The organism is Pseudomonas sp. D4-21 (genome assembly GCF_051132125.1).
GTDB lineage: Bacteria > Pseudomonadota > Gammaproteobacteria > Pseudomonadales > Pseudomonadaceae > Aquipseudomonas.
On record NZ_CP071664.1, the window covers coordinates 2732197 to 2751453 of the forward strand.

16 protein-coding genes are annotated in these 19257 nt (G+C 63.4%); 8 read left to right on the top strand and 8 right to left on the bottom strand.

Going from position 1 to position 19257, the window contains the following annotated elements; genetic code table 11:
- Positions 1 to 51 precede the first annotated feature (51 nt).
- Positions 52 to 1485: a PLP-dependent aminotransferase family protein gene (locus J3Q04_RS12240; protein ID WP_434605856.1), complete on the bottom strand. Its 1434-nt coding sequence runs from the start codon at positions 1483 to 1485 to the stop codon at positions 52 to 54.
- Between the two features lie 165 nt (positions 1486 to 1650).
- Here J3Q04_RS12240 and J3Q04_RS12245 point away from each other — a divergent pair, with 165 nt between their 5' ends.
- Positions 1651 to 2091, top strand: coding sequence for a carboxymuconolactone decarboxylase family protein (locus tag J3Q04_RS12245; RefSeq protein ID WP_434605854.1), 441 nt, complete (start codon positions 1651 to 1653; stop codon positions 2089 to 2091).
- Between the two features lie 72 nt (positions 2092 to 2163).
- Here J3Q04_RS12245 and J3Q04_RS12250 read toward each other — a convergent pair whose 3' ends face one another.
- The 6 genes from J3Q04_RS12250 to J3Q04_RS12275 all read right to left on the bottom strand — a co-directional run bounded on the left by J3Q04_RS12250 (position 2164) and on the right by J3Q04_RS12275 (position 10380).
- Positions 2164 to 4737, bottom strand: a complete 2574-nt coding sequence (locus tag J3Q04_RS12250) for a bifunctional diguanylate cyclase/phosphodiesterase (protein ID WP_434605852.1) — start codon at positions 4735 to 4737, stop codon at positions 2164 to 2166.
- A 213-nt stretch (positions 4738 to 4950) separates the two neighbouring features.
- Positions 4951 to 6750 (bottom strand): thiamine pyrophosphate-requiring protein, encoded by a 1800-nt coding sequence (locus J3Q04_RS12255; protein ID WP_434605850.1) that lies wholly within the window; start codon positions 6748 to 6750, stop codon positions 4951 to 4953.
- Positions 6751 to 6849: 99 nt separating this feature from the next.
- On the bottom strand, positions 6850 to 7368 hold the full coding sequence (locus tag J3Q04_RS12260; protein ID WP_434605848.1) for an HvfX family Cu-binding RiPP maturation protein: 519 nt from the start codon (positions 7366 to 7368) through the stop codon (positions 6850 to 6852).
- A gap of 16 nt (positions 7369 to 7384) precedes the next feature.
- Positions 7385 to 8023 (bottom strand): ferric reductase-like transmembrane domain-containing protein, encoded by a 639-nt coding sequence (locus J3Q04_RS12265; protein WP_434605846.1) that lies wholly within the window; start codon positions 8021 to 8023, stop codon positions 7385 to 7387.
- 303 nt (positions 8024 to 8326) lie between these two features.
- Complete coding sequence (locus J3Q04_RS12270) at positions 8327 to 9643, bottom strand: ATP-binding protein (protein WP_434605844.1); 1317 nt, start codon at positions 9641 to 9643, stop codon at positions 8327 to 8329.
- The gene (locus tag J3Q04_RS12275; RefSeq protein WP_123344949.1) at positions 9640 to 10380 is read right to left on the bottom strand and encodes a response regulator; all 741 of its coding nucleotides are present in this window, start codon (positions 10378 to 10380) and stop codon (positions 9640 to 9642) included. The genes J3Q04_RS12270 and J3Q04_RS12275 overlap by 4 nt, the downstream gene beginning before the upstream one ends.
- A 225-nt stretch (positions 10381 to 10605) precedes the next feature.
- Here J3Q04_RS12275 and J3Q04_RS12280 point away from each other — a divergent pair, with 225 nt between their 5' ends.
- From J3Q04_RS12280 to J3Q04_RS12290, 3 genes are all read left to right on the top strand, one after another.
- Entirely contained in the window at positions 10606 to 10869 is a 264-nt protein-coding gene (locus J3Q04_RS12280; RefSeq protein WP_434558946.1) for a DUF2790 domain-containing protein, read from the top strand.
- A gap of 31 nt (positions 10870 to 10900) precedes the next feature.
- Positions 10901 to 12109 carry a cytochrome c biogenesis protein DipZ gene (locus J3Q04_RS12285; protein ID WP_434605842.1) on the top strand — a complete coding sequence of 403 codons (1209 nt, stop codon included), beginning with the start codon at positions 10901 to 10903 and terminating at the stop codon, positions 12107 to 12109.
- 184 nt (positions 12110 to 12293) lie between these two features.
- On the top strand, positions 12294 to 12587 hold the full coding sequence (locus tag J3Q04_RS12290) for a hypothetical protein (RefSeq protein WP_420764035.1): 294 nt from the start codon (positions 12294 to 12296) through the stop codon (positions 12585 to 12587).
- Between the two features lie 202 nt (positions 12588 to 12789).
- Here the strand turns inward: J3Q04_RS12290 and J3Q04_RS12295 are convergent, their stop codons facing one another.
- The gene (locus J3Q04_RS12295; RefSeq protein WP_434605840.1) at positions 12790 to 14664 is read right to left on the bottom strand and encodes a sigma-54-dependent Fis family transcriptional regulator; all 1875 of its coding nucleotides are present in this window, start codon (positions 14662 to 14664) and stop codon (positions 12790 to 12792) included.
- A gap of 341 nt (positions 14665 to 15005) precedes the next feature.
- Here J3Q04_RS12295 and J3Q04_RS12300 point away from each other — a divergent pair, with 341 nt between their 5' ends.
- From J3Q04_RS12300 to J3Q04_RS12315, 4 genes are read left to right on the top strand one after another with little or no spacing between them, the layout of a single operon-like run.
- Positions 15006 to 16079 (top strand): ATP-NAD kinase family protein, encoded by a 1074-nt coding sequence (locus tag J3Q04_RS12300; protein ID WP_434605838.1) that lies wholly within the window; start codon positions 15006 to 15008, stop codon positions 16077 to 16079.
- A 2-nt stretch (positions 16080 to 16081) separates the two neighbouring features.
- A complete protein-coding gene (locus tag J3Q04_RS12305) occupies positions 16082 to 17059 on the top strand; it encodes a thiamine pyrophosphate-dependent dehydrogenase E1 component subunit alpha (protein WP_434605836.1) in 978 nt (325 codons plus the stop codon).
- 33 nt (positions 17060 to 17092) lie between these two features.
- A complete protein-coding gene (locus J3Q04_RS12310; protein ID WP_434558936.1) occupies positions 17093 to 18109 on the top strand; it encodes an alpha-ketoacid dehydrogenase subunit beta in 1017 nt (338 codons plus the stop codon).
- On the top strand, positions 18109 to 19221 hold the full coding sequence (locus J3Q04_RS12315; RefSeq protein WP_434605834.1) for an acetoin dehydrogenase dihydrolipoyllysine-residue acetyltransferase subunit: 1113 nt from the start codon (positions 18109 to 18111) through the stop codon (positions 19219 to 19221). The genes J3Q04_RS12310 and J3Q04_RS12315 overlap by 1 nt, the downstream gene beginning before the upstream one ends.
- Positions 19222 to 19257 lie beyond the last annotated feature (36 nt).

The following is a 19257-nucleotide window of genomic DNA, read 5'->3' on the forward strand; positions in this document are numbered from 1 at the left end:
CAAGACAAGGCTAAAACAGCCAATGGGCGGATAAATGCCCAGTCCAATCGGTCAGGCGACCTGCTGCAGGATGTCCCGCAGGCGATCGAAGGCGATATCGATGTCGAGCAGTTCGATGGCGCCAAAGCCCAGTATCAAGCCTGGACGCACCGGTGCCGCGGTAAAGAATCCGTCGAGGCTATAGAGCCCAACCTCGGCTTTCTTAGCCAATTCGATCACCAACGGCAGGTCGATCGGCACCTTGCACAGCACCGCCATATGGAAGCCCGCTGTGGTGGGCACGGCCTCGAACCACGGTGACAGGTCATCGGCCAAGCGCGCCAGGATCCGCTCGCGCCGGCCGGCATACAGCGCGTGGCAGCGCCGGATGTGCTTGAGCAAGCAGCCCTCGGCGATGAACTTGGCCAGTGCCCATTGGGGCAGCGTGGAGGTGTGCTGGTCGGTAAGGCGCTTGGCGAGGATCACCGCCTCGAGAATCGCCGGCGGCAGGACGGCGTAGCCGAGCCGCAGCTCCGGCAGCAAGGTTTTGGAGAAGGTCCCGACGTACGCCACGATCCCGCGCTCGTCCATGCTCTGCAGGGAGTCGGTGGGCCGGCCTTCATAGCGGAATTCACTGTCGTAGTCGTCTTCGATGATAATCGCGCCCAGCTCATACGCCCGTGCCAGCAGCGCCTCGCGCCGGGGCTGGCTCATGGGCATGCCCAGGGGAAACTGGTGGGACGGCGTCACGTAGATCAACCGCGTGCCGTCGGGAATCATGTCCACGCGCATGCCTTGCTCATCCACCGGCACCCCGGCCACCGTCGCGCCGTGGGATCCGAACAGCAGGCGTGCCGGCGGGTAGCCGGGATCTTCCATCGCCACCAGGCTGCCGGGGCGGGTCAGTACCCGGGAAATCAGATCGAGGGCCTGTTGCGCGCCGTTGCACACCACCACGTCGTCGTCCTGGCAGTTGACCCCTCGGGAAAACGCGATGTGCCGGGCGATGGCATTGCGCAGCGTCGGCAATCCCTCGGGTTGGCTGTAGAAACCCTTGGCGGTGGCGATCTGGCGAAGGGCGTGGGCGGTGCAGCGACGCCAGTCATCCAGGGGGAACTGGCCCTTGCCGGTTGCGCCGCCGATGAAGTCATAGCGCAGCGCGCTTTCAGGCAGCGGATGGCGCAGCAGGTCCGGCATATTGCGCCAGGTCTCGACCACGTCCGCCCCGGCCAGCTCACGGTGACTGTGCTTGCGCACGACGCTGGCCGGGCGCGCGTTGACATAGGTGCCCTTGCCGATGACGCCGGTGAGGAGATTTTCGTAGGTCAGTTGCGCGTAGGTGTCGGAGACGGTCTTGCGCGAGACGCCCAACTGCTCGGCCAGCAGCCGGCTGGGTGGCAGTTGCGTGCCGGCCGCCAGCCGACCGCTCTCGATGGCGCTGCGCAATTGTCGGTACAACTGGCCCGCCAGGTCCTTGCGGCCGTTGATGACGACGTGAAGTTCCATACCTGCGGGCTCCCGGATAATCGATGGCGGCAAGGGCCGCGGACGCAAGATTACCCGCAATGCGCCGGCGCGGAGAAGTTGCGTGGGCGTTTATCGTCAGATTGGACCTGTCACGGGCGGCGTCGACGTCCTACCGTGAAATCATCAACCACCACGGAGGCGGCCATGAGCCCGCGTCTTGATTACTACAGCGCATCCCCCGGGGCGATGAGGGCAATGATTGGCCTGGAAGCGCTGACCAGCCGCCTGAGCATCGAGCCGGCGCTGCAGCATCTGATCAAGATCCGCGCCTCGCAACTCAATGGCTGCGCCTTCTGCACCGACATGCATTCGGTGGATGCGCGCCGCCAGGGCGAGACGGAGCGGCGTCTGTATGCCGTAGCGGTATGGCGCGACAGCGGATTCTTCAGCGAACGCGAAAGGGCGGCCCTGGCCTGGACCGAAGCGGTCACCCTGTTGGCTGAAAGCCAGGTGCCCGATGACGTCTATGCCGTGGCCCGCGCCAGCTTCACCGAAGAGGAACTGGTGGACCTGACGCTGGCGATCAGCACCATCAACAGCTGGAACCGATTGGCGGTGAGTTTTCGCCAGAGTCCGGGAGGCTAGGCAGTGCCTATGCGGCGTGCTGAAAACTGACCGTCCAACATTCTGGGGTCAGTCCAACAAAAGCCATGAAGCCTAGAGCCACCGCGGCGTTGTAAAGAACGAGGCCATTTCCGAGCGAGCCAATGCCGCGCCGAAGTAAGGCCCTTGTACCTGGTCACACGCCACGCTGCGCAATTGGCTGAACTGCCGGGCATTCTCGATGCCCTCGGCGGTGACCATCAGCCCGACGCTGCGGCTCAGCCGGATCATCGCCAGCACGCCTTCCTGATCATGCTCCAGGCCCAATTGCGTGAGGATATTGCGATCGAAGCGGATGCCGTCGAATGGCTGGTCGAGGACTTCCCTAAGGGAAGCGATGTTGGTGCCGAACTTGTCGATGTTGATACGTACGCCCAGCGCCTTCAAGGCATGCAAGGTATTGGCGAGGGTCTTGTGGTCGGTGAGCAGTACGCCTTCGGCCACTTCCAGGGTCAGGCGTTGGGCGGGAAGACCGCTGGTCTCCAGGGCTTTGTGTACCTGGTTGAACAGGAAACTGCTGCTGAACCACCGAGGCGAAACGGCCAGGGAAACGTTGAGTGCGTTGGGCCAGCTCGTCGCTTCCTCGCACGCGTTGATCAGCATCCAGCTGCCCAGCTCTTCCAACTGCCCGGACGCTTCGGCGACCGGGATGAAGTCGATGCCGCCCAGTTCGCCGCGTTCGGGATGGTGCCAGAACGCCTGGGCTTCAAAGCCGTGCAACTGCTCGGCATTCACGTCGAAGCGTGGCAGGTAACGCAGTTCAAGCTGGCCTTCCTGCATCGCGTCGCGCAATTGCTGTTCATAGCGGCGCCGGTCACGGGCGACGTTGCCCATGGCCTCTTCATAGATGCGCCAGGTGTTGCGGCCGGCGGCCTTGGCCGCATACAAGGCAATGTCAGCCTGGCGCAGCAGCTCCTCGGCACGTGGGTCACGGGGGTGCGACCACGCCACGCCGATACTCACGCCCAGGTACAGCGTATTGCCGTCCAGGTGCATAGGGCGCTGCATGCAGTCGATCAAGCGCTCGCAGAGCTGATCGAGGTCTCTTGCGCTGCCTGGGTTGGGCATGACGATGACGAATTCGTCGCCCCCCAGTCGCGCCACAAGATCGCTGTTGCGAACGTTTTGCTGGAGGATATGAGCCACTTCCTTGAGCACTTTGTCGCCCACGGCATGGCCCAGGGAGTCGTTGACCGGCTTGAATCGATCCATGTCCAGGTTCAGTAGCGCCAGTGGTGTGCTCTGCGCGTGGTCCAGGTGTTCGCTGAGGCAATCGAACAGACGGTTGCGATTGGCCAGCCCGGTCAGCGGGTCGTGCTGGGACAGGTGCTTGATTTGTGCCAGGGCGCGCAATTCATCGGTGATGTCGGTGGCGGTGCCACGAAAGCCCTGGCTACCGGCGTCGATGGCCCGTACCGAAAGCTTGCAGGTGCGTATGCGTTGGTTACGCGCAATGTACTCGCACAGCAGCGGGGCAGACGAGGCACTGTTGGCGCCGCCGAGCAGCCAATGGGCAATGGAGATCGACCCGCTGTGGGGTTCCAGCAACCGGTGCAACGGTTTGCCGATCCATTGCGTGGGGCTGAAGCCCGTCACCTGTTCAAAGCGCTCCGACAGATAGGTCAGGTTTGCGGCCGAGTCGACTTCCCACAGCCAGTCTGACGACACTTCGGCAATGTCGCGAAAGCGTTCCTCGCTGCGCTCCAACGCCTTGCGATGGGCCAGGAGGCTGACGTACTGCTGTTCCTGTGCGCGAAGCATGACCAAGGCGTGGCGCAATACCAACAGGGCCATGACGCCCAGGAACAGCAACGCCAGTGCCAACAACGGCAACAGGGCTTTACGCAGATCCTTGCCGGGGGTAGCGGGGCGCCAGGCCAGGGCTTCGCGGGTCAGGTCATTGAGCAGCACCTGGGCGGTGTCTTTCGGGCCTGGGGTATGGGCGATATGGGCGTCCGGCAGGGCAAAGTCTCGTGCCAGGTCCTGCAACGCGTCCGTATCGAGGACTTTGACGAATAAAAGCAGGCTCGGCGGGCCAGGAATCTCTGCCACGCTGTTGTCGGTGCCAGTGGTGATGGCCGAGACGGCGACGAAGGCAGGCGCGTCCTGGTGATGGAGCAATTCGACGATCACTTCATCGCGATTCTCGGCGGCGCTGGCCTTTCTGGCGAGTGCCCGCAGGTTGCCAGTCAGCCATGTGTCGGCGTGCACTTCGCTCATTTCACCATCGATGACCGAATAAACCGTCTTGCCGGTCGGGGAAATCACGAACACAGCCTGGTAGCCATACAGCGAGAACACGCTGCTGCCGACATTTTCCTGGTCGTAGGCCCAGTCTTTGTCGACTTCGACGTGCAGGTGGCGGTAGGCGTCGCTCCACTTGGAATAATCGCTCAGGTCGCGGCCGATGCCGGTACGAATCCCGTCGACGGCCCGTTGGGCAAAGAACAGACTCTGGGAACGGGCCTGTTCGTCCTGGGTCTGGGTGATGTTGAGCAATACCGCGATGGCCAGCGCGGACATGATGAACAGCAACAGCATGATGGCCGGAAAGGTGCGGCGAGTGAAACTTCGGGTAGGCCGCTCGCCGGAAATCACCGTGGAGCCATTGCCAGCATCTTCATTCATAAAAACAAGCCATCAGCTGAACGCGAGACATCCCGCACTAGTTTTGTATCGGCTGACCGCCTGATTAACTTAATGAAAGTGGAAAATAGCTGACCAGTTGCACCATTTTTAACGGCAGCTGCCCTCAGGTGCTACGCCTTGGCGGTATCGCCGCCATATAGGCGCCGCCGATTGATCCGATCAGCTCATATCGGCTCGCTCGAGTCTGCATGCTTATTCTTTGTCCTTGCGATGACCGGGCAGCAACGCGCCGAGCACCTGCTTGGCGGTCTCGACCACGATGCCGTGCTCGTTCGGATCGCCCTGGAGCAGGGTCGAGGCGAACTTCTTCGCCTGTTCCAGCTTGATGTGCGGCGGCAGCGGAGGCACGTCGGGGTCGGTGCGGAACTCGATCACCACCGGGCGTTCGGCGGCGAACGCCTGGTCCCAGGCGCTCGCCACGTCGCTTTCCTGGTCGACGAGGATGCCCTTGAGGCCGATCGACTCGGCGAACAGATGATAGGGAACGTCGGGAATATCCTGGGACGCCTCGAATTTCGGGTCGCCTTCCATCACTCGTTGTTCCCAGGTCACCTGATTCAGGTCCTGGTTGTTGAACACCGCGCAGATCCAGGTGGTGTTGGTCCAGGTGCGCCAGTATTTGGCGACGGTGATCAATTCGGCCATGTTATTCATCTGCATCGCGCCATCACCGACCAACGCGATCACCGGACGATCCGGGTGGCAGAACTTGGCGGCGATGGCGTAGGGCACGGCGGCGCCCATCGAGGCGAGGCCGCCGGAGAGTGAACACATCATGCCGCGACGGATCTGGACATCCCGCGCATACCAGTTGGCGCAGGAGCCGGAGTCGCAGGTGATGACGGCGCGATCCGGCAGCCGTGGCGAGAGTTCGAACGTGACGCGCTGCGGGTTGATCGGTTTGGCCGAGACCAGGGCGCGTTTTTCCAGGGTCTTGTCCCAGTCCGCTCGCCATTTCTCGATTTTTTCGCGCCAGGTGCGGTCGGTTTTTTCTTCGATCAGCGGCAGCAGGGCCCGCAGGGTGTCGGCGCTGTCACCTTGCAAGTTGACTTCCATGGGGTAGCGCAGGCTGAGCATGTCTGGCTTAAGGTCGATCTGCACGCCACGCGCCTGGCCCTCGCCAGGCAGGAATTCGGCATAGGGAAAGCCGGACCCGATCATCAGCAGGGTGTCGCAACCGGCCATGAGGTTGTCGCTGGGCTCGGTGCCCAGCAGCCCGATGGAGCCGGTGACCCATGGCAGTTCATCGGGCACCACGGCTTTGCCGAGCAGGGCCTTGGCGACGCCGGCGCCGAGTTTGTTGGCGATGGCGATCACTTCGTCCGTTGCATGCAGGGCGCCGGCGCCCACCAGGATGGCAACTTTCTTGCCGGCATTGAGCACCTCTGCCGCTCGGCGCAGGTCTTCCTCGTAGGGCACGACCTTAGGTTTGCGGTAGCCGACGCCGGAATGCAGCGTGCCGTGCTTGTGGGGCGGCGGTGTGTATTCCAGGTCTTGGAGGTCGTTGGGCAGGATCAGCGCGGTGACCCGACGCTCACCCACCGCCGTGCGTACCGCGCGGTCGAGCAGGTGGCGGACCTGGGCCGGGGCGCTGGCTTGCTGGACGAACGCGCCTGCAACGTCCTTGAACAGGCTGGGCAGGTCCAGTTCTTGCTGATAATGGCCGCCGAGGGCGTTTCGGGCCTGCTGGCCGCAGATCGCCAGGACCGGCATATGGTCCATGCGCGCGTCATACAGGCCGGTAATGAGATGCGACGCCCCAGGGCCGGAGGTTGCGATGCAAACGCCCAGCTCGCCAGTGAACTTGGCATGGGCGCAGGCCATGAAGGCCGCCATTTCCTCGTGCCGCGCCTGGATGAATCGGATCTTGCCCTTGGCCCGGTTCAGAGCCCCGAACACACCGTTGATGCCATCGCCAGGATAGCCGTAGATGCGCCGAACGCCCCATTCATAAAGGCGTTCAACCAGAAAATCGCCGACGGTCATGCTCATGTCTGTTCCTCGTCCTGATGGGCTGTCTTGAGCGTTGCGCCCGCTGGGCAGCGGTACGCAGCGCCATGGCTCTTACAGGACTGGACCGACTCAAGCCCTTCAAGGTTTCGATTTTTTTGACCGGAGCAACGACTTCAATAGCGCATCGACGCTCAACCGCCCGGCGCCCTGCAACAGCAGCGGCAGCAATGCGACCAGGTAAATCAATGGCAGTTTGAAGTTACCGTAGCCCTTGTTGGTGATCGCGTACCCTTGGGCCAGCTCGCCCAGGCTCGACCAATCCGCCGGCCAGTGCACGGCGGCGGTAGCGACCACGGTGACGATCATCAGCACCAGCGCCGAGGCGCGTGTGCCCAGGCCGATCAACAGGGCGACGGCGCAGATCAGCTCCGCCCCCATCGACAATTCCCAGTTCCAACTGGCCGGCACATGGTTGAACGGGAACGGAAAAGCCGACTGGATCTCGGCGAACCAGTTCTGGCCGTTCCATTTTTCCAGGCCGGACTCAAAGAACTCCCAGGCCAGGAACAGGCGCAGCCCCAGGGGTGCGAGCCACGAACCGGCGTGATCGAGGTTCAGGTGCAGGCCGTTCAGGGCTTTCGACAAAGAGGCGTACATGGTTGATCTCCTCGGCTCAGGCCGCACGTTGCAGGGATTGACGCTTGTTGGCCTGGGCCAGCTTGCCCACCAGGCGGACCGCCGTGGCGGCGCATATCAGGCCGAAGGGCAGCACGTACCAGGCGCTCATCGGAATGCGCTTGAAATTGGAATAGGCAAAGATCGCCGCCAGTACCCACATGCCGGTGGTATGCAGGCGCTTCCAGGCGGTGGCGCCGATCAGCCGCGTGGTGCTTTTGAACGAAGTCAGGGCCAGCAGCAGGATAAACACGTAGCCCACGGTGCCGGGCACGTTGCCAAGGGTGGTCCGGCCGGGCCAGAACTCGGTGTTGAGCTGGCCGTACCAGTAGATCAATGCGGCGTGGACCAAATGGGAAAAGGCAAAGGCCAGCCCGATGAAGCGCCGTTCGCGCACCAGGGATTTGCTCAGGGGCGAGGGCACCAGCACGGCGAACGCCGACGCTGTAAAGGCCAGCAGGAACAGGACGAAGGACGAACGGGCGGTCGCGCGAATGGCACTGCGCACGCCTTCTGTGAGGTCTGGATTGAAGATCAGGACCAGCACGGTCATCAGCAATACCAGGGCAGCAAGCAGGCTGAACAGCGACCAGCCCTGGTAACGGAAAGCAGGCGGCGTTGCGGTGGCGGTAGGCATGGGGAAGCTCCTTGGATGGCCCGGCATCGTGGTGGCCGGGAATAGAAGGAGTCTTTCAAGTGGGTGTAAGCGGGGTGTGTCGGGAAGGGGGCCGGTGTGCAAGTTTGTGTATGCGGCGTGGTGGTTGACACACTGATATACAAACCCCGATACCGAACCTTGCACATGACCTTGTGGGAGCGAGCCTGCTCGCGAAAGCGGTGTGTCAGCTACATCGGCGTTGGATGTGCCGCCGTCTTCGCGAGCAGGCTCGCTCCCACAAGGGATATCCACAAGGGATATCCACAAGGGATTCAGTAGTCTTCAGACCTGGGTATCGCAACCCAACCGCAGCTCAGCGCACAGCCCACCGCCCTCGCGGTTGCTCAAGGTCAGCGAACCGCCCATGGCATTCGCCAGTTGCTGGGCTATGGCCAAACCCAGGCCGGTGCCACCGGTTTCCCGGTTGCGCGAGCTTTCCACCCGGTAGAACGGCTTGAGCACTTCGGCCAGTTCCTGCTCGCTGATGCCGGGGCCACGGTCCAAAACCCGGATCGCCAGCTGCCCGTTGGCGGCGGGCTGGACCTGGATCTGCGCCGCGCCGCCGAACTTCAACGCATTATCCACGAGGTTGACCAGCACCCGGCGCAATGCGTGGGGACGGGTATCGATGATCGCGGCGTTCTTGCCGGACAGCTGCACGTCCTGCCCGGTGTCCTGGTAGTCGAACACCAGGCTGTCGAGAAACGCGTCCAGGCTTATCCGGCAACTGGCCTCGGTGGCGCCATGGATGCTGCGGGCGTAGGCCACGCCTTCACGCACCAGGTGCTCCATTTCCCCCAGGTCGCTGTAAAGTTTGTCTTTTTCGATGCCGTCATCCATGAATTCGGCCCGCAGCTTCATGCGGGTGATGGGGGTCTGCAGATCATGGGAGATCGCAGCCAACAGATGCATGCGCTCCTTCAAATAGGCGGCGATGCGGTCCTGCATGGCATTGAAGGCCTTGGCCGCATGTACCACCTCGGTCGGGCCTTTTTCGTCCAGGCGCACGCCGTGGGCGTTGGGGTCCAGGGTTTCGACGGCCTGGGCCAGCCGGGTGAGGGGGCTGATGGCGATGCGCACGGCAAGCCACGTGCAGCCGATCAGCAGCGCCAGTTGCCCCAGCAAGACCACCGGCAGCCAGGGCGAAAGCGGTGCCATCGCCGGACGTACGTCGATGGTCAGCGGATTGCCGTCCTTGAGGCGCAGGTGCGCCTGATAGTGCATCTTCGGTCCCGGGATCTGGTTGTAGGTCAGGGCATAGGCTTCGCCCAAGGCTTCCTGGATCGAGCTGACCGATATCGGCGCGTTGACCGGGAGCATTGGCATGCCAGGCTGGCCCTCATCAAGCACATAGCCGTAGTTGCGTCGCGCAAGCTTTGGCAGCCACGCGGGGCGTTCGGCGGCAGGCAGGCGATCGAGGATCGCCACGGACGTCGAGACGTCAGTCTCCAGGTTGCCGAGCATGGTGTTCTTGGCGCTCTCGTAGCGTTCGTAGTATTGGACGCCGAACGACAAACCCTGGGCCAGGACCAGACCGATCAGGAAAATCAACGACAAGCGCGAGGCGAGGGTACGCGGCCACCGCAGAGACAGGGTCATACCGAGGCCTCGAGGATCTCCACCGGCAGCGAGAACACGTAACCTTCACTGCGTACCGTCTTGATGTACGCCGGCTCGCGGGCGTCGTCCAACAGGCGTTGGCGCAGGCGACTGACCAACAAATCGATGGAGCGGTCGAACAGGTCCGCGTCACGGCCCTGGGTCAGGTTCAACAACTGGTCGCGGTTGAGTACCCGCTGTGGATGGTCGAGGAATACCCGGAGCAAGCGGTATTCGGCGCCGCTCAGGGCCACCATGGTGCCGTCGCTGTCCAGCAGGTGGCGAGCGGTGGTATCCAGCCGCCAACGGCCAAACGCCAGCAGGCGCCCGCTCTCGGTGACCACCAGGTTAGGCGGCAACATGCGCGTGCGGCGCAGCACGGCGTTGATCCGCGCCAACAGCTCCCGGGCGGCGAAAGGCTTGACCAGGTAATCGTCCGCGCCCATTTCCAGGCCGATGATGCGGTCGGTCTCGTCGTTGCGAGCGGTGAGCATCAGGACAGGCGTGGCCTTGTGCTTGCCGGCCCGCAGCTCCCGGCACAACACCAGGCCATCGTCGCCGGGCATCATGATATCCAGCACGATCAGGTCCACCGGAGTGGTCTCCAGAAAGGCGCGCATTTGCCGGCCATCCGCGACCACGGTGGTGCGCAAACCGTTCTTTTTCAGGTAGTTGCCTACCAGCTCCCTGATCTCGCGATCGTCGTCCACGATCAGCACATGATCGACATGATCCATGGTGTTCTGCCCCTTGGCGTTTTGGTGTGGGTCAGTCTACAGCCAGCAGCCGGCCTGGCTCGCGACGGTTTGTATTGCAGTGTATCTGGCGCGTGGCGGATACACAGCGATGCAAAAAGCCACCTGCTCGATACAGGCGCGATACGTGGGGAGCATTCAATGGCATCCATCGAGGCGACACAACCGGCCTCTGCGACAAACACCCATTGAATCGAGGACCGCACCATGAACACCAAAGCCATCTACGCCGCCTGCCTGTTCGCCGCGCTGAACATCTGCACCCTGTCGGCCCGGGCCGAAAGCACCGCGCCGGCGCACACCTACACCTACGGCACACACCTGGATGTTCGCAAAGTGCTGTCCCTGAGCGAAGACCCGCAGCCAGCCTGTGGCGTGGTCAACGCCCACATGACCTACCTGGACTCGGCGGGCCATGAGCAGGCGCTGGATTACCGCAAGCTCTCCGATAACTGCACCAACCAGAACTGACCTTCGCCAGCCTTTATATTGAGGTGTTGCCATGCTTCTGATCGCATTTCTCGGCGGGATCCTGACGATCCTCAGCCCTTGTATCCTCCCGGTGGTGCCGTTCCTGTTCGCCCGGGCCAATCAATCGCGCCGTTCGGTGTTGCTGACGCTCGCCGGCATGGTGCTGACCTTTGCCTTGGTGTCCAGCCTGGCGGTGGCCAGCAGCGAATGGGTGATACGCGCCAGTAGCGTCGGCCGGCAGGTCGCCTTGGTGGTGATGGTGCTGTTTGCGCTGTCGCTGATGTTCAGCCGGGTGGGCACTTGGTTGGCGCGGCCGCTGGTCAGCCTGGGCAACCGTCTTGACACCGGTGCCGGGCGGATGGGCGGGCCTCTGGCGTCAGTGTCGGTCGGTGTCGCCACCGGGTTGCTCTGGGCGCCGTGTGCCGGGCCGATCCTCGGCGTGATCCTGACCGGGGCCATGCTGCAAGGCGCCAGCGCCCAGACCAGCCTGTTGCTGCTCGCCTACGGCCTGGGCAGCGCCCTGTCGCTGGGTACCCTGATCCTCGCCGGTCGAGGCCTGATCGGTCGGTTGAAACTCTCGCTGCCGATCACCGCCTGGCTGCGCCGCGCCACCGGGGCACTGGTGTTGCTGGCCGCCGTGGCGATCGGCACTGGGGCGGATGACCGGTTATTGGCCGCGACGTCGTCGCAACAGTCGGCCAGCTTGGAAAAAAGCCTGTTGGAGAGCGTGCCCAAAGCCATCGACTATGTGGTGAGCAAGGCCAGCGCGAGCGCCATGCCGGACCTCGAAGCCCAAGGCGCCATGCCTTCGCTGGACGGCGCGGTGCAATGGCTCAACTCGCCGCCGCTGAGCAGCGAGTCGTTGCGGGGCAAAGTGGTGCTGGTGGATTTCTGGACCTACGACTGCATCAACTGCCAGCACACGCTGCCGTATGTGAACGAGTGGGCGAAGAAATACGAAAAGGACGGGCTGGTGGTTATCGGCGTTCATACCCCGGAATACGGCTACGAAAAGATCATCGACAACGTACGCGCACAGGTGCGCAAGCTGGACATCCAGTACCCGGTGGCCATCGATAACCGCTATGCGATCTGGCGTGCCTTCAACAACCAGTACTGGCCGGCCCATTACTTCATCGATGCAAAGGGGCAGGTGCGCTATAGCCACTTCGGCGAAGGGCGGTATGGCGAACAGGAACAGGTGATCCAGCGATTGCTACAAGAGGCGAAGTCTGGATAAAAATACTATTTATCAAGAGGTTATAGTTTCTATATAAAGTTGTTTGTACGGATAGACATAGGCTTGAGAACGGCCCGCCAATGCTGGCCCCTTGCTCCATAAGTTGAGGTCAAACTCCTTTCATTTCAGAAAGTTGGACGACAAACCTATGCGTGTTTCTATCTGGATCGCGGCGGCCATGCTCATGGCCGCCGTTTCGCATGAAGCCCAAGCCAGGGCGCTGACGGCAAACCAGCAATCGGTGTGTCGCTGGGGTTCGGACATTGCCGCTGGAGCGCAGGCGTCCAAGCTGTCCGGAGTGAGCCTGTATGGGGCGCGCAAGAAACTGCAGGTGCGCAAGTTTCCCCGGCCCTGGATGCGCATGACCGCCCTGGGCATCACCGAACAGACCTACAACAGCACCTCGCGGCTCAAACCTGCCGCGGTCAAGCAGACCTACTACGAACAATGCGTGCGCCATGAGCTGGCGCGACGATAAGCCATCAGCCCGGGTTCCTGCCGTAATACCGTTCACTTGAGAAAAAGACGATCCCGTGGCGAGGGAGCTTGCTCCCGCTGGGCCGCTAAGCGGCCCCATACCTGCCGAATGCAGAGCTTCAGATACATCGCATTCTCCGGTTTTACGACTGCTTCGCAGCCGAGCGGGAGCAAGCTCCCTCGCCACAGCTGTTTGGCGGCCTTTAGTGAACAGCGTCAGGACGCCTGCCGGGCATCTCGATACCGTGCTGATGCACCCGTCGATACAGGGTCGCCCGGGAAATGCCCAGCGCCCTGGCCGTCGGGGTGGGTTTCCAGCGATGACGCACCAGGGCGTCCAGCAACGCCTGGCGTTCAGGGCTGGCGCTGGGCTCCGGCCCATGATCGGCGGCGTCCGTGATGTGCAATGATTCAGGCAGGTGGCTAAGCTGGATCACGCTCGCCTCGCAGACCGCGCAGGCATAGCGCAGCACATGCCGCAACTGGCGGACATTGCCCGGCCAGTGATAACCCAGCAGGCATTCCAGCGCGGCGCCGCTCAGTTGCACCGCACCGCCGCACAGCGCCGACTCTTCTTCAAGGATTCGATTGATCAACGCCAGCCGGTCGGTGCGTTCGCGCAGCGGCGGCAGCTGGAAGCGGGCGCCGCCGAGACGGAAATACAGATCCTCGCGAAACTCGCCGGCTGCCACCAGCGCCTCCAGGTCGCGGTGGGTGGCGCAGATCACCTGGATGTCCACGGCCTTGCGCCTTGAAGCCCCCAGTGGCGCTACTTCGCCTTCGGCCAGCACCCGCAACAGGCGGGTTTGCAAGGCGAGCGGCATGTCCCCGATCTCATCGAGGAACAGCGTGCCGCCATCGGCCTGCTGCAACAGACCCTGCATGCCCTTGGCCGAGGCCCCGGTGAAGGCACCGGCGACGTAGCCGAACAGCTCACTCTCGATCAGGCTTTCCGGTATGGCCGCGCAGTTCAAGGCCACGAAGGGCCGATCGCGACGCTGGCTGGCCTGGTGCAACTGGCGGGCGAAGACCTCCTTGCCGGAACCGGTTTCGCCCTGGATCAGCACCGGCAGGTTGCGATCCTTGACCCGCACCGCCAGGTTCAGGCTGTCGGCCAGGCGTGGATCGAGTTCGGTGGGAGTCATCGCGACGCGCTGGCGAGGCTTGGCCCGGCGCCGTGGCGCGCTCAGGCGGCCATGCAAATCGACATCGAGTGGGTAGAGGCTTTCATCCCGGGCCCGGTGCAGCAATTGCGGGTCGAAAACCTGGCTGATGTGGCGAGGCAACTGGCCGTAGCGTTGCATCAAGTATTGGCGCGCCGCCGGGTTCAGGGCTTGCAGGCAGCCATCGTCGTCCCAGGCAAGCAGCAGATCCGGCTGGCTGTCGACGTACCCCGCGTTGCGATGGGCCCGCAACACCCAATAACCCTGGACGCTGCTCATGAAAAACGCCTGTTCGATCTCCCGGGCGCTCTGCACCACCATTTGCCGGATCAGGTGCTGGGAACGTCGATCATCCGGCGAGCGCACCGCCGAGACGTCCAGCACGCCGAGCAGCTCGCCTTGCGGATCGAAGACCGGCGCGGCGGAGCAGGTCAGGCCAATGAACGCCGCGCGAAAGTGATCACGCTTGTGCACCGTCACCGCAGTCTTGGCCGTGAGCACCGCCGCCACGCCGCACGTGCCTTCTTCGCCTTCCGACCAGCACGTACCCAGGTAGAGCCCGGCCTTGCGGCAGTCGTTGCGAAGGGTGGTTTCCACCCGGTAATCGATGGTCTGGCCCTGGGCATCGGTCAGCAGCACGCAATAGTCGGCATCGCGCACCCGGCCGTGCAGGCGCGCCACTTCGTCGCTGGCGATATTGAGGAACAGCTCCGAGCGCTCGCGGCATTGCTTGAGCACGTCGTGGGACAGGATCCGTGGGCCCTGGAGCGAGCCGGGGTCCAGGTGATGTTGCTCCATGGAGCGGCGCCAGGAGTCGAGGATCAGGTCCGGCACGGGCAGTTGCGGCAGTTGGGCGGCGTTCTTCAGCACGCGGCTGATGCAATCCACGTGCGCCCTGGAGTGAGCGGAAAGCATAGGGGCCTCCGGTTCAGCTTCTTGTCATTGTCGGCACATTAAGCGCTGATCGCCGGGCGCAGACAAGCCCGACGGAGCGCAGGCAACCCGGTGAGACGCCACGTCTCAACGTCTCGCGGTTAGGTCGTGCAGGCTGGCATGTGGCGTCTCACCGGGCCTATGGCCAATGCTTGCAGCGGAGCGCCGCAAGCGCTCTGGATCGGGGTTTTGCGTCCAGTTTCCGGCTATTGGCACCGCCCTTGCTCTAGGCCTTGGACCCACCCGTTGGGCTTCCAATAATAAAAAGAGGTGCCTATGACTTGCACGCCAAGCCCGTTGACTGTTCCCGCCACGGTGGCGCCATGAGCCGCCGTCCGCTCACCGTCGGCATCATCGCCAACCCCGCATCGGGCCGTGACGTGCGGCGGTTGACCGCCAACGCCGGATTGTTCTCCAGCACCGACAAGGTCTCGGTGATCCAGCGCTTGCTGGCGGCGTTTGGCGCCACCGGCATCGAGCAGGTGTTGATGCCCACCGACATGATCGGCATGGCCGCCGCCGTGCTGAAGAACAGCCACAGCCGCCAGGCCCGCAGTAGCCATTGGCCGGCCCTGGAGTTTCTCGACCTGACCCTGCGCCAGACCGTCGAAGACACCCGCCGCGCCGCACGCCTGATGGCCGAGCGCGAGGTGGCGCTGATCGCCGTGCTCGGCGGCGACGGCACCCATAAGGCTGTCGCCGCCGAAGTGGGCGACATTCCTCTGTTGACCCTGTCCACCGGCACCAACAATGCCTTCCCCGAACTGCGCGAGGCCACCAGTGCCGGGCTGGCAGGTGGGTTGTACGCCAGCGGTCGGATCCCAGACGCGATCGGTTTGCGCCGCAACAAGCGCTTGCTGGTTTGCGACGCCGGGCGTGGTTTGCGGGAAGTCGCTCTGGTGGACGTTGCCGTGTCGCCGCTGCGCTTTGTCGGCGCGAGGGCGATCAGCCGCGCGCAAGACCTGGCCGAAGTGTTCGTGACCTTCGCCGAACCGCAATCCATCGGCCTGTCGGCGCTGTGCGGGTTGTGGTTTCCGGTGTCTCGCCAGGCGCCGGGCGGTGCCTGGATGCGCCTGGACCCGCAATCCCCCGAGGCGCTGCTGGTGCCGCTCGCGCCGGGCTTGCTGCAAGGTTGCGGCGTGCTGGCCGCCGGGCCTCTGGAGCCCGGCGTCGCCCATGGCTTGTCGCTGTCCGCCGGCACCTTGGCCCTGGATGGCGAGCGGGAAATCGAATTCAACGTCCATGACCGGCCCACGGTCACCCTCGATGCCGGCGGCCCGCTGAGCATCGACGTTAACGCGGTGCTCACCTACGCCGCGCAACAGCGCTTGTTGGCCATTGGTCGCGAGCACCCGCAACACCCCTCGAACCTTCAAGAAGACACGCCTGGAGAATAAAAATGTCGACATCGCTCAACCATGATCAATTGCTGCACGCCTATCAGATCATGCGCACCATCCGCGCCTTCGAAGAGCGTCTGCACGTGGAATTCGCCACGGGGGAGATCCCCGGGTTCGTCCACTTGTATGCCGGCGAAGAAGCCTCGGCCGCGGGCGTCATGGCCCATCTCGGGGACGACGATTGCATTGCCTCGAACCACCGTGGCCACGGCCATTGCATCGCCAAGGGCGTGGATGTGTACGGGATGATGGCCGAGATCTACGGCAAGAAAACCGGCGTCTGCCAAGGCAAGGGCGGCTCGATGCACATCGCCGATTTCGAAAAAGGCATGCTCGGCGCCAACGGCATCGTCGGCGCCGGTGCGCCACTGGTCGTCGGCGCTGCCCTGGCGGCTCGGCTCAAGGGCACCGACAGCGTCGCCGTGGTGTTTTTCGGCGACGGCGGTTCCAACGAAGGCGCAGTGTTCGAAGCCATGAACATGGCCTCGGTGTGGAACCTGCCATGCCTGTTCATCGCGGAAAACAATGGCTACGCCGAAGCCACCGCGTCCAATTGGTCAGTGGCCTGCGACCACATCGCCGACCGCGCCGCCGGCTTCGGCATGCCCGGCGTGACCGTCGATGGCTTCGACTTCTTCGCCGTCCATGAAGCCGCCGGGGCCGCCGTCGAGCGCGCCCGTGCCGGGGAAGGGCCGTCGCTGATCGAGGTCAAGCTGACCCGCTACTACGGCCACTTCGAAGGCGACGCCCAGACCTATCGCGCACCCGACGAGGTCAAGCATTTCCGCGAAAACCAGGACTGCCTGATGCAGTTCCGCGAGCGCACCACCCGGGCCGGGCTGCTCACAGTCGAGCAGTTGGACCAGATCGACAAAGAGGTGCAAATGCTGATCGAAAATGCCGTGTACAAGGCCAAGTCCGATCCCAAGCCGGCGGCGTCCGACCTGCTGACCGACGTCTACGTCAGCTACCCCTGAACGCCCCTGAAAACAACAAGAGAGAATCCCATCATGGCGAGAAAAATCAGCTATCAGCAGGCAATCAACGAAGCCCTGGCCCAGGAAATGCGTCGCGACTCCAGCGTGTTCATCATGGGTGAAGACGTGGCCGGCGGCGCTGGCGCACCCGGTGAAAACGATGCCTGGGGCGGCGTGCTCGGCGTCACCAAGGGGCTTTACGACCAATTCCCCGGGCGGGTGCTGGACACGCCGCTGTCGGAAATCGGCTATGTCGGCGCGGCGGTCGGCGCCGCCACCTGCGGCGTGCGCCCGGTGTGCGAACTGATGTTCGTCGATTTTGCCGGGTGCTGCCTGGACCAGATCCTCAACCAGGCGGCGAAATTCCGCTACATGTTCGGCGGCAAGGCGTCCACGCCCCTGGTCATTCGCACCATGGTCGGCGCCGGCCTGCGGGCCGCGGCCCAGCATTCGCAGATGCTCACTTCGTTGTGGACACACATCCCGGGACTGAAAGTGGTGTGTCCGTCATCGCCCTATGACGCCAAGGGTCTGCTGATCCAGGCCATTCGCGATAATGACCCGGTGATCTTCTGCGAGCACAAGTTGCTCTACAGCATGCAGGGCGAGGTGCCGGAAGAGCTCTACACCGTGCCGTTCGGCGAGGCCAACTTCCTGCGCGACGGCAAGGACGTGACTCTGGTGTCCTACGGGCGGTTGGTCAACACCGCGATGGATGCGGCACGCAACCTGGCCGGACGTGGCATCGACTGCGAAGTCATCGACCTGCGCACCACCAGCCCGCTGGACGAGGACAGCATCCTTGAAAGCGTCGAGAAAACCGGACGCCTGGTGGTGATCGACGAGGCCAACCCGCGCTGCTCCATGGCCACCGACATCTCGGCGCTGGTGGCGCAAAAGGCTTTTGGCGCGCTCAAGGCACCGATCGAGATGGTCACCGCGCCGCACACGCCGGTGCCGTTTTCCGACTCCCTGGAAGACCTGTACATCCCCGACGCGGCAAAAATCGAGCAAGCCGTGCTCAACGTGATCGAGTGGAGCAAGCACTGATGAGCCAGATTTTTACCCTGACCATGCCCAAGTGGGGCCTGTCGATGACCGAGGGCCGAGTCGATGCCTGGCTCAAGGAAGAAGGCCAGGCCATCACCAAAGGCGATGAAGTGATGGACGTCGAGACCGACAAGATCTCCAGCAGCGTCGAGGCGCCATTTTCCGGCGTATTGCGCCGCCAGGTGGCGCGCCAGGATGAAACCCTGCCGGTCGGCGCCTTGCTCGGCATCGTCGTCGAAGGCGAAGCCAGCGACGCCGACATCGACGCGGTCATCGAGCAGTTTCAATCCAATTTCGTGCCTGGCGACGCGGCTGACGAGGACAGCGGCCCGAAACCGCAGAAAGTCGAGGTGGACGGTCGGCTGATCCGCTATTTCGAGCGCGGCGAGGGCGGTACGCCGCTGGTGCTGGTGCACGGTTTTGGTGGTGACCTCAACAACTGGCTGTTCAACCATGAAGCCTTGGCCGCTGGGCGCCGGGTGATTGCCCTGGATCTGCCAGGGCATGGCGAATCGGCGAAAACCCTGGAGCGCGGTGACCTCGACGAGCTGAGCGGTGTGGTGCTGGCCTTGCTCGATCATCTGGACATCAACGCGGCCCATCTGGTCGGGCATTCCATGGGCGGGGCCGTTTCGCTGAATGCCGCGCGCTTGATGCCGCAGCGCTTGCGCTCACTGACCCTGATCGGCAGCGCCGGCCTGGGCGCCCAGATCAACGGCAGTTACTTGCAAGGCTTCGTCGACGCCGCCAACCGCAACGCCCTCAAGCCACAGCTGGTGCAACTGTTCTCCAATGCCGAGCTGGTCAACCGGCAGATGCTCGACGACATGCTCAAGTACAAGCGCCTGGAAGGTGTGGACGTGGCCCTGCGCCAATTGGCAGCGAACTTGTTCAAGGACGGCCGCCAGCAAGTGGAGCTACGCGAGGTGGTGCAGGCCGGCCATGTCCCGACCCTGGTGATCTGGGGCAGTGATGACGCCATCATCCCGGCGGTCCACGCCGAAGGGTTGAGTGCCCAGGTCGAAGTGCTGCCGGGCCAGGGCCACATGGTGCAGATGGAGGCGGCCGAGCAGGTCAATCGATTGATTATCGAGTTCATCGGACAGCACTGAACCAGCGGGCGGCGGTTGAGTCGTCGCCCTATGAAA

Excerpts from the sequence above, each read along its gene's own strand:
- J3Q04_RS12240 (WP_434605856.1), bottom strand. The coding sequence starts at position 1,485 with ATGGAACTTCACGTCGTCATCAACGGCCGCAAGGACCTGGCGGGCCAG.
- J3Q04_RS12245 (WP_434605854.1), top strand. The coding sequence starts at position 1,651 with ATGAGCCCGCGTCTTGATTACTACAGCGCATCCCCCGGGGCGATGAGG.
- J3Q04_RS12250 (WP_434605852.1), bottom strand. The coding sequence starts at position 4,737 with ATGAATGAAGATGCTGGCAATGGCTCCACGGTGATTTCCGGCGAGCGG.
- J3Q04_RS12255 (WP_434605850.1), bottom strand. The coding sequence starts at position 6,750 with ATGAGCATGACCGTCGGCGATTTTCTGGTTGAACGCCTTTATGAATGG.
- J3Q04_RS12260 (WP_434605848.1), bottom strand. The coding sequence starts at position 7,368 with ATGTACGCCTCTTTGTCGAAAGCCCTGAACGGCCTGCACCTGAACCTC.
- J3Q04_RS12265 (WP_434605846.1), bottom strand. The coding sequence starts at position 8,023 with ATGCCTACCGCCACCGCAACGCCGCCTGCTTTCCGTTACCAGGGCTGG.
- J3Q04_RS12270 (WP_434605844.1), bottom strand. The coding sequence starts at position 9,643 with ATGACCCTGTCTCTGCGGTGGCCGCGTACCCTCGCCTCGCGCTTGTCG.
- J3Q04_RS12275 (WP_123344949.1), bottom strand. The coding sequence starts at position 10,380 with ATGGATCATGTCGATCATGTGCTGATCGTGGACGACGATCGCGAGATC.
- J3Q04_RS12280 (WP_434558946.1), top strand. The coding sequence starts at position 10,606 with ATGAACACCAAAGCCATCTACGCCGCCTGCCTGTTCGCCGCGCTGAAC.
- J3Q04_RS12285 (WP_434605842.1), top strand. The coding sequence starts at position 10,901 with ATGCTTCTGATCGCATTTCTCGGCGGGATCCTGACGATCCTCAGCCCT.
- J3Q04_RS12290 (WP_420764035.1), top strand. The coding sequence starts at position 12,294 with ATGGCCGCCGTTTCGCATGAAGCCCAAGCCAGGGCGCTGACGGCAAAC.
- J3Q04_RS12295 (WP_434605840.1), bottom strand. The coding sequence starts at position 14,664 with ATGCTTTCCGCTCACTCCAGGGCGCACGTGGATTGCATCAGCCGCGTG.
- J3Q04_RS12300 (WP_434605838.1), top strand. The coding sequence starts at position 15,006 with ATGAGCCGCCGTCCGCTCACCGTCGGCATCATCGCCAACCCCGCATCG.
- J3Q04_RS12305 (WP_434605836.1), top strand. The coding sequence starts at position 16,082 with ATGTCGACATCGCTCAACCATGATCAATTGCTGCACGCCTATCAGATC.
- J3Q04_RS12310 (WP_434558936.1), top strand. The coding sequence starts at position 17,093 with ATGGCGAGAAAAATCAGCTATCAGCAGGCAATCAACGAAGCCCTGGCC.
- J3Q04_RS12315 (WP_434605834.1), top strand. The coding sequence starts at position 18,109 with ATGAGCCAGATTTTTACCCTGACCATGCCCAAGTGGGGCCTGTCGATG.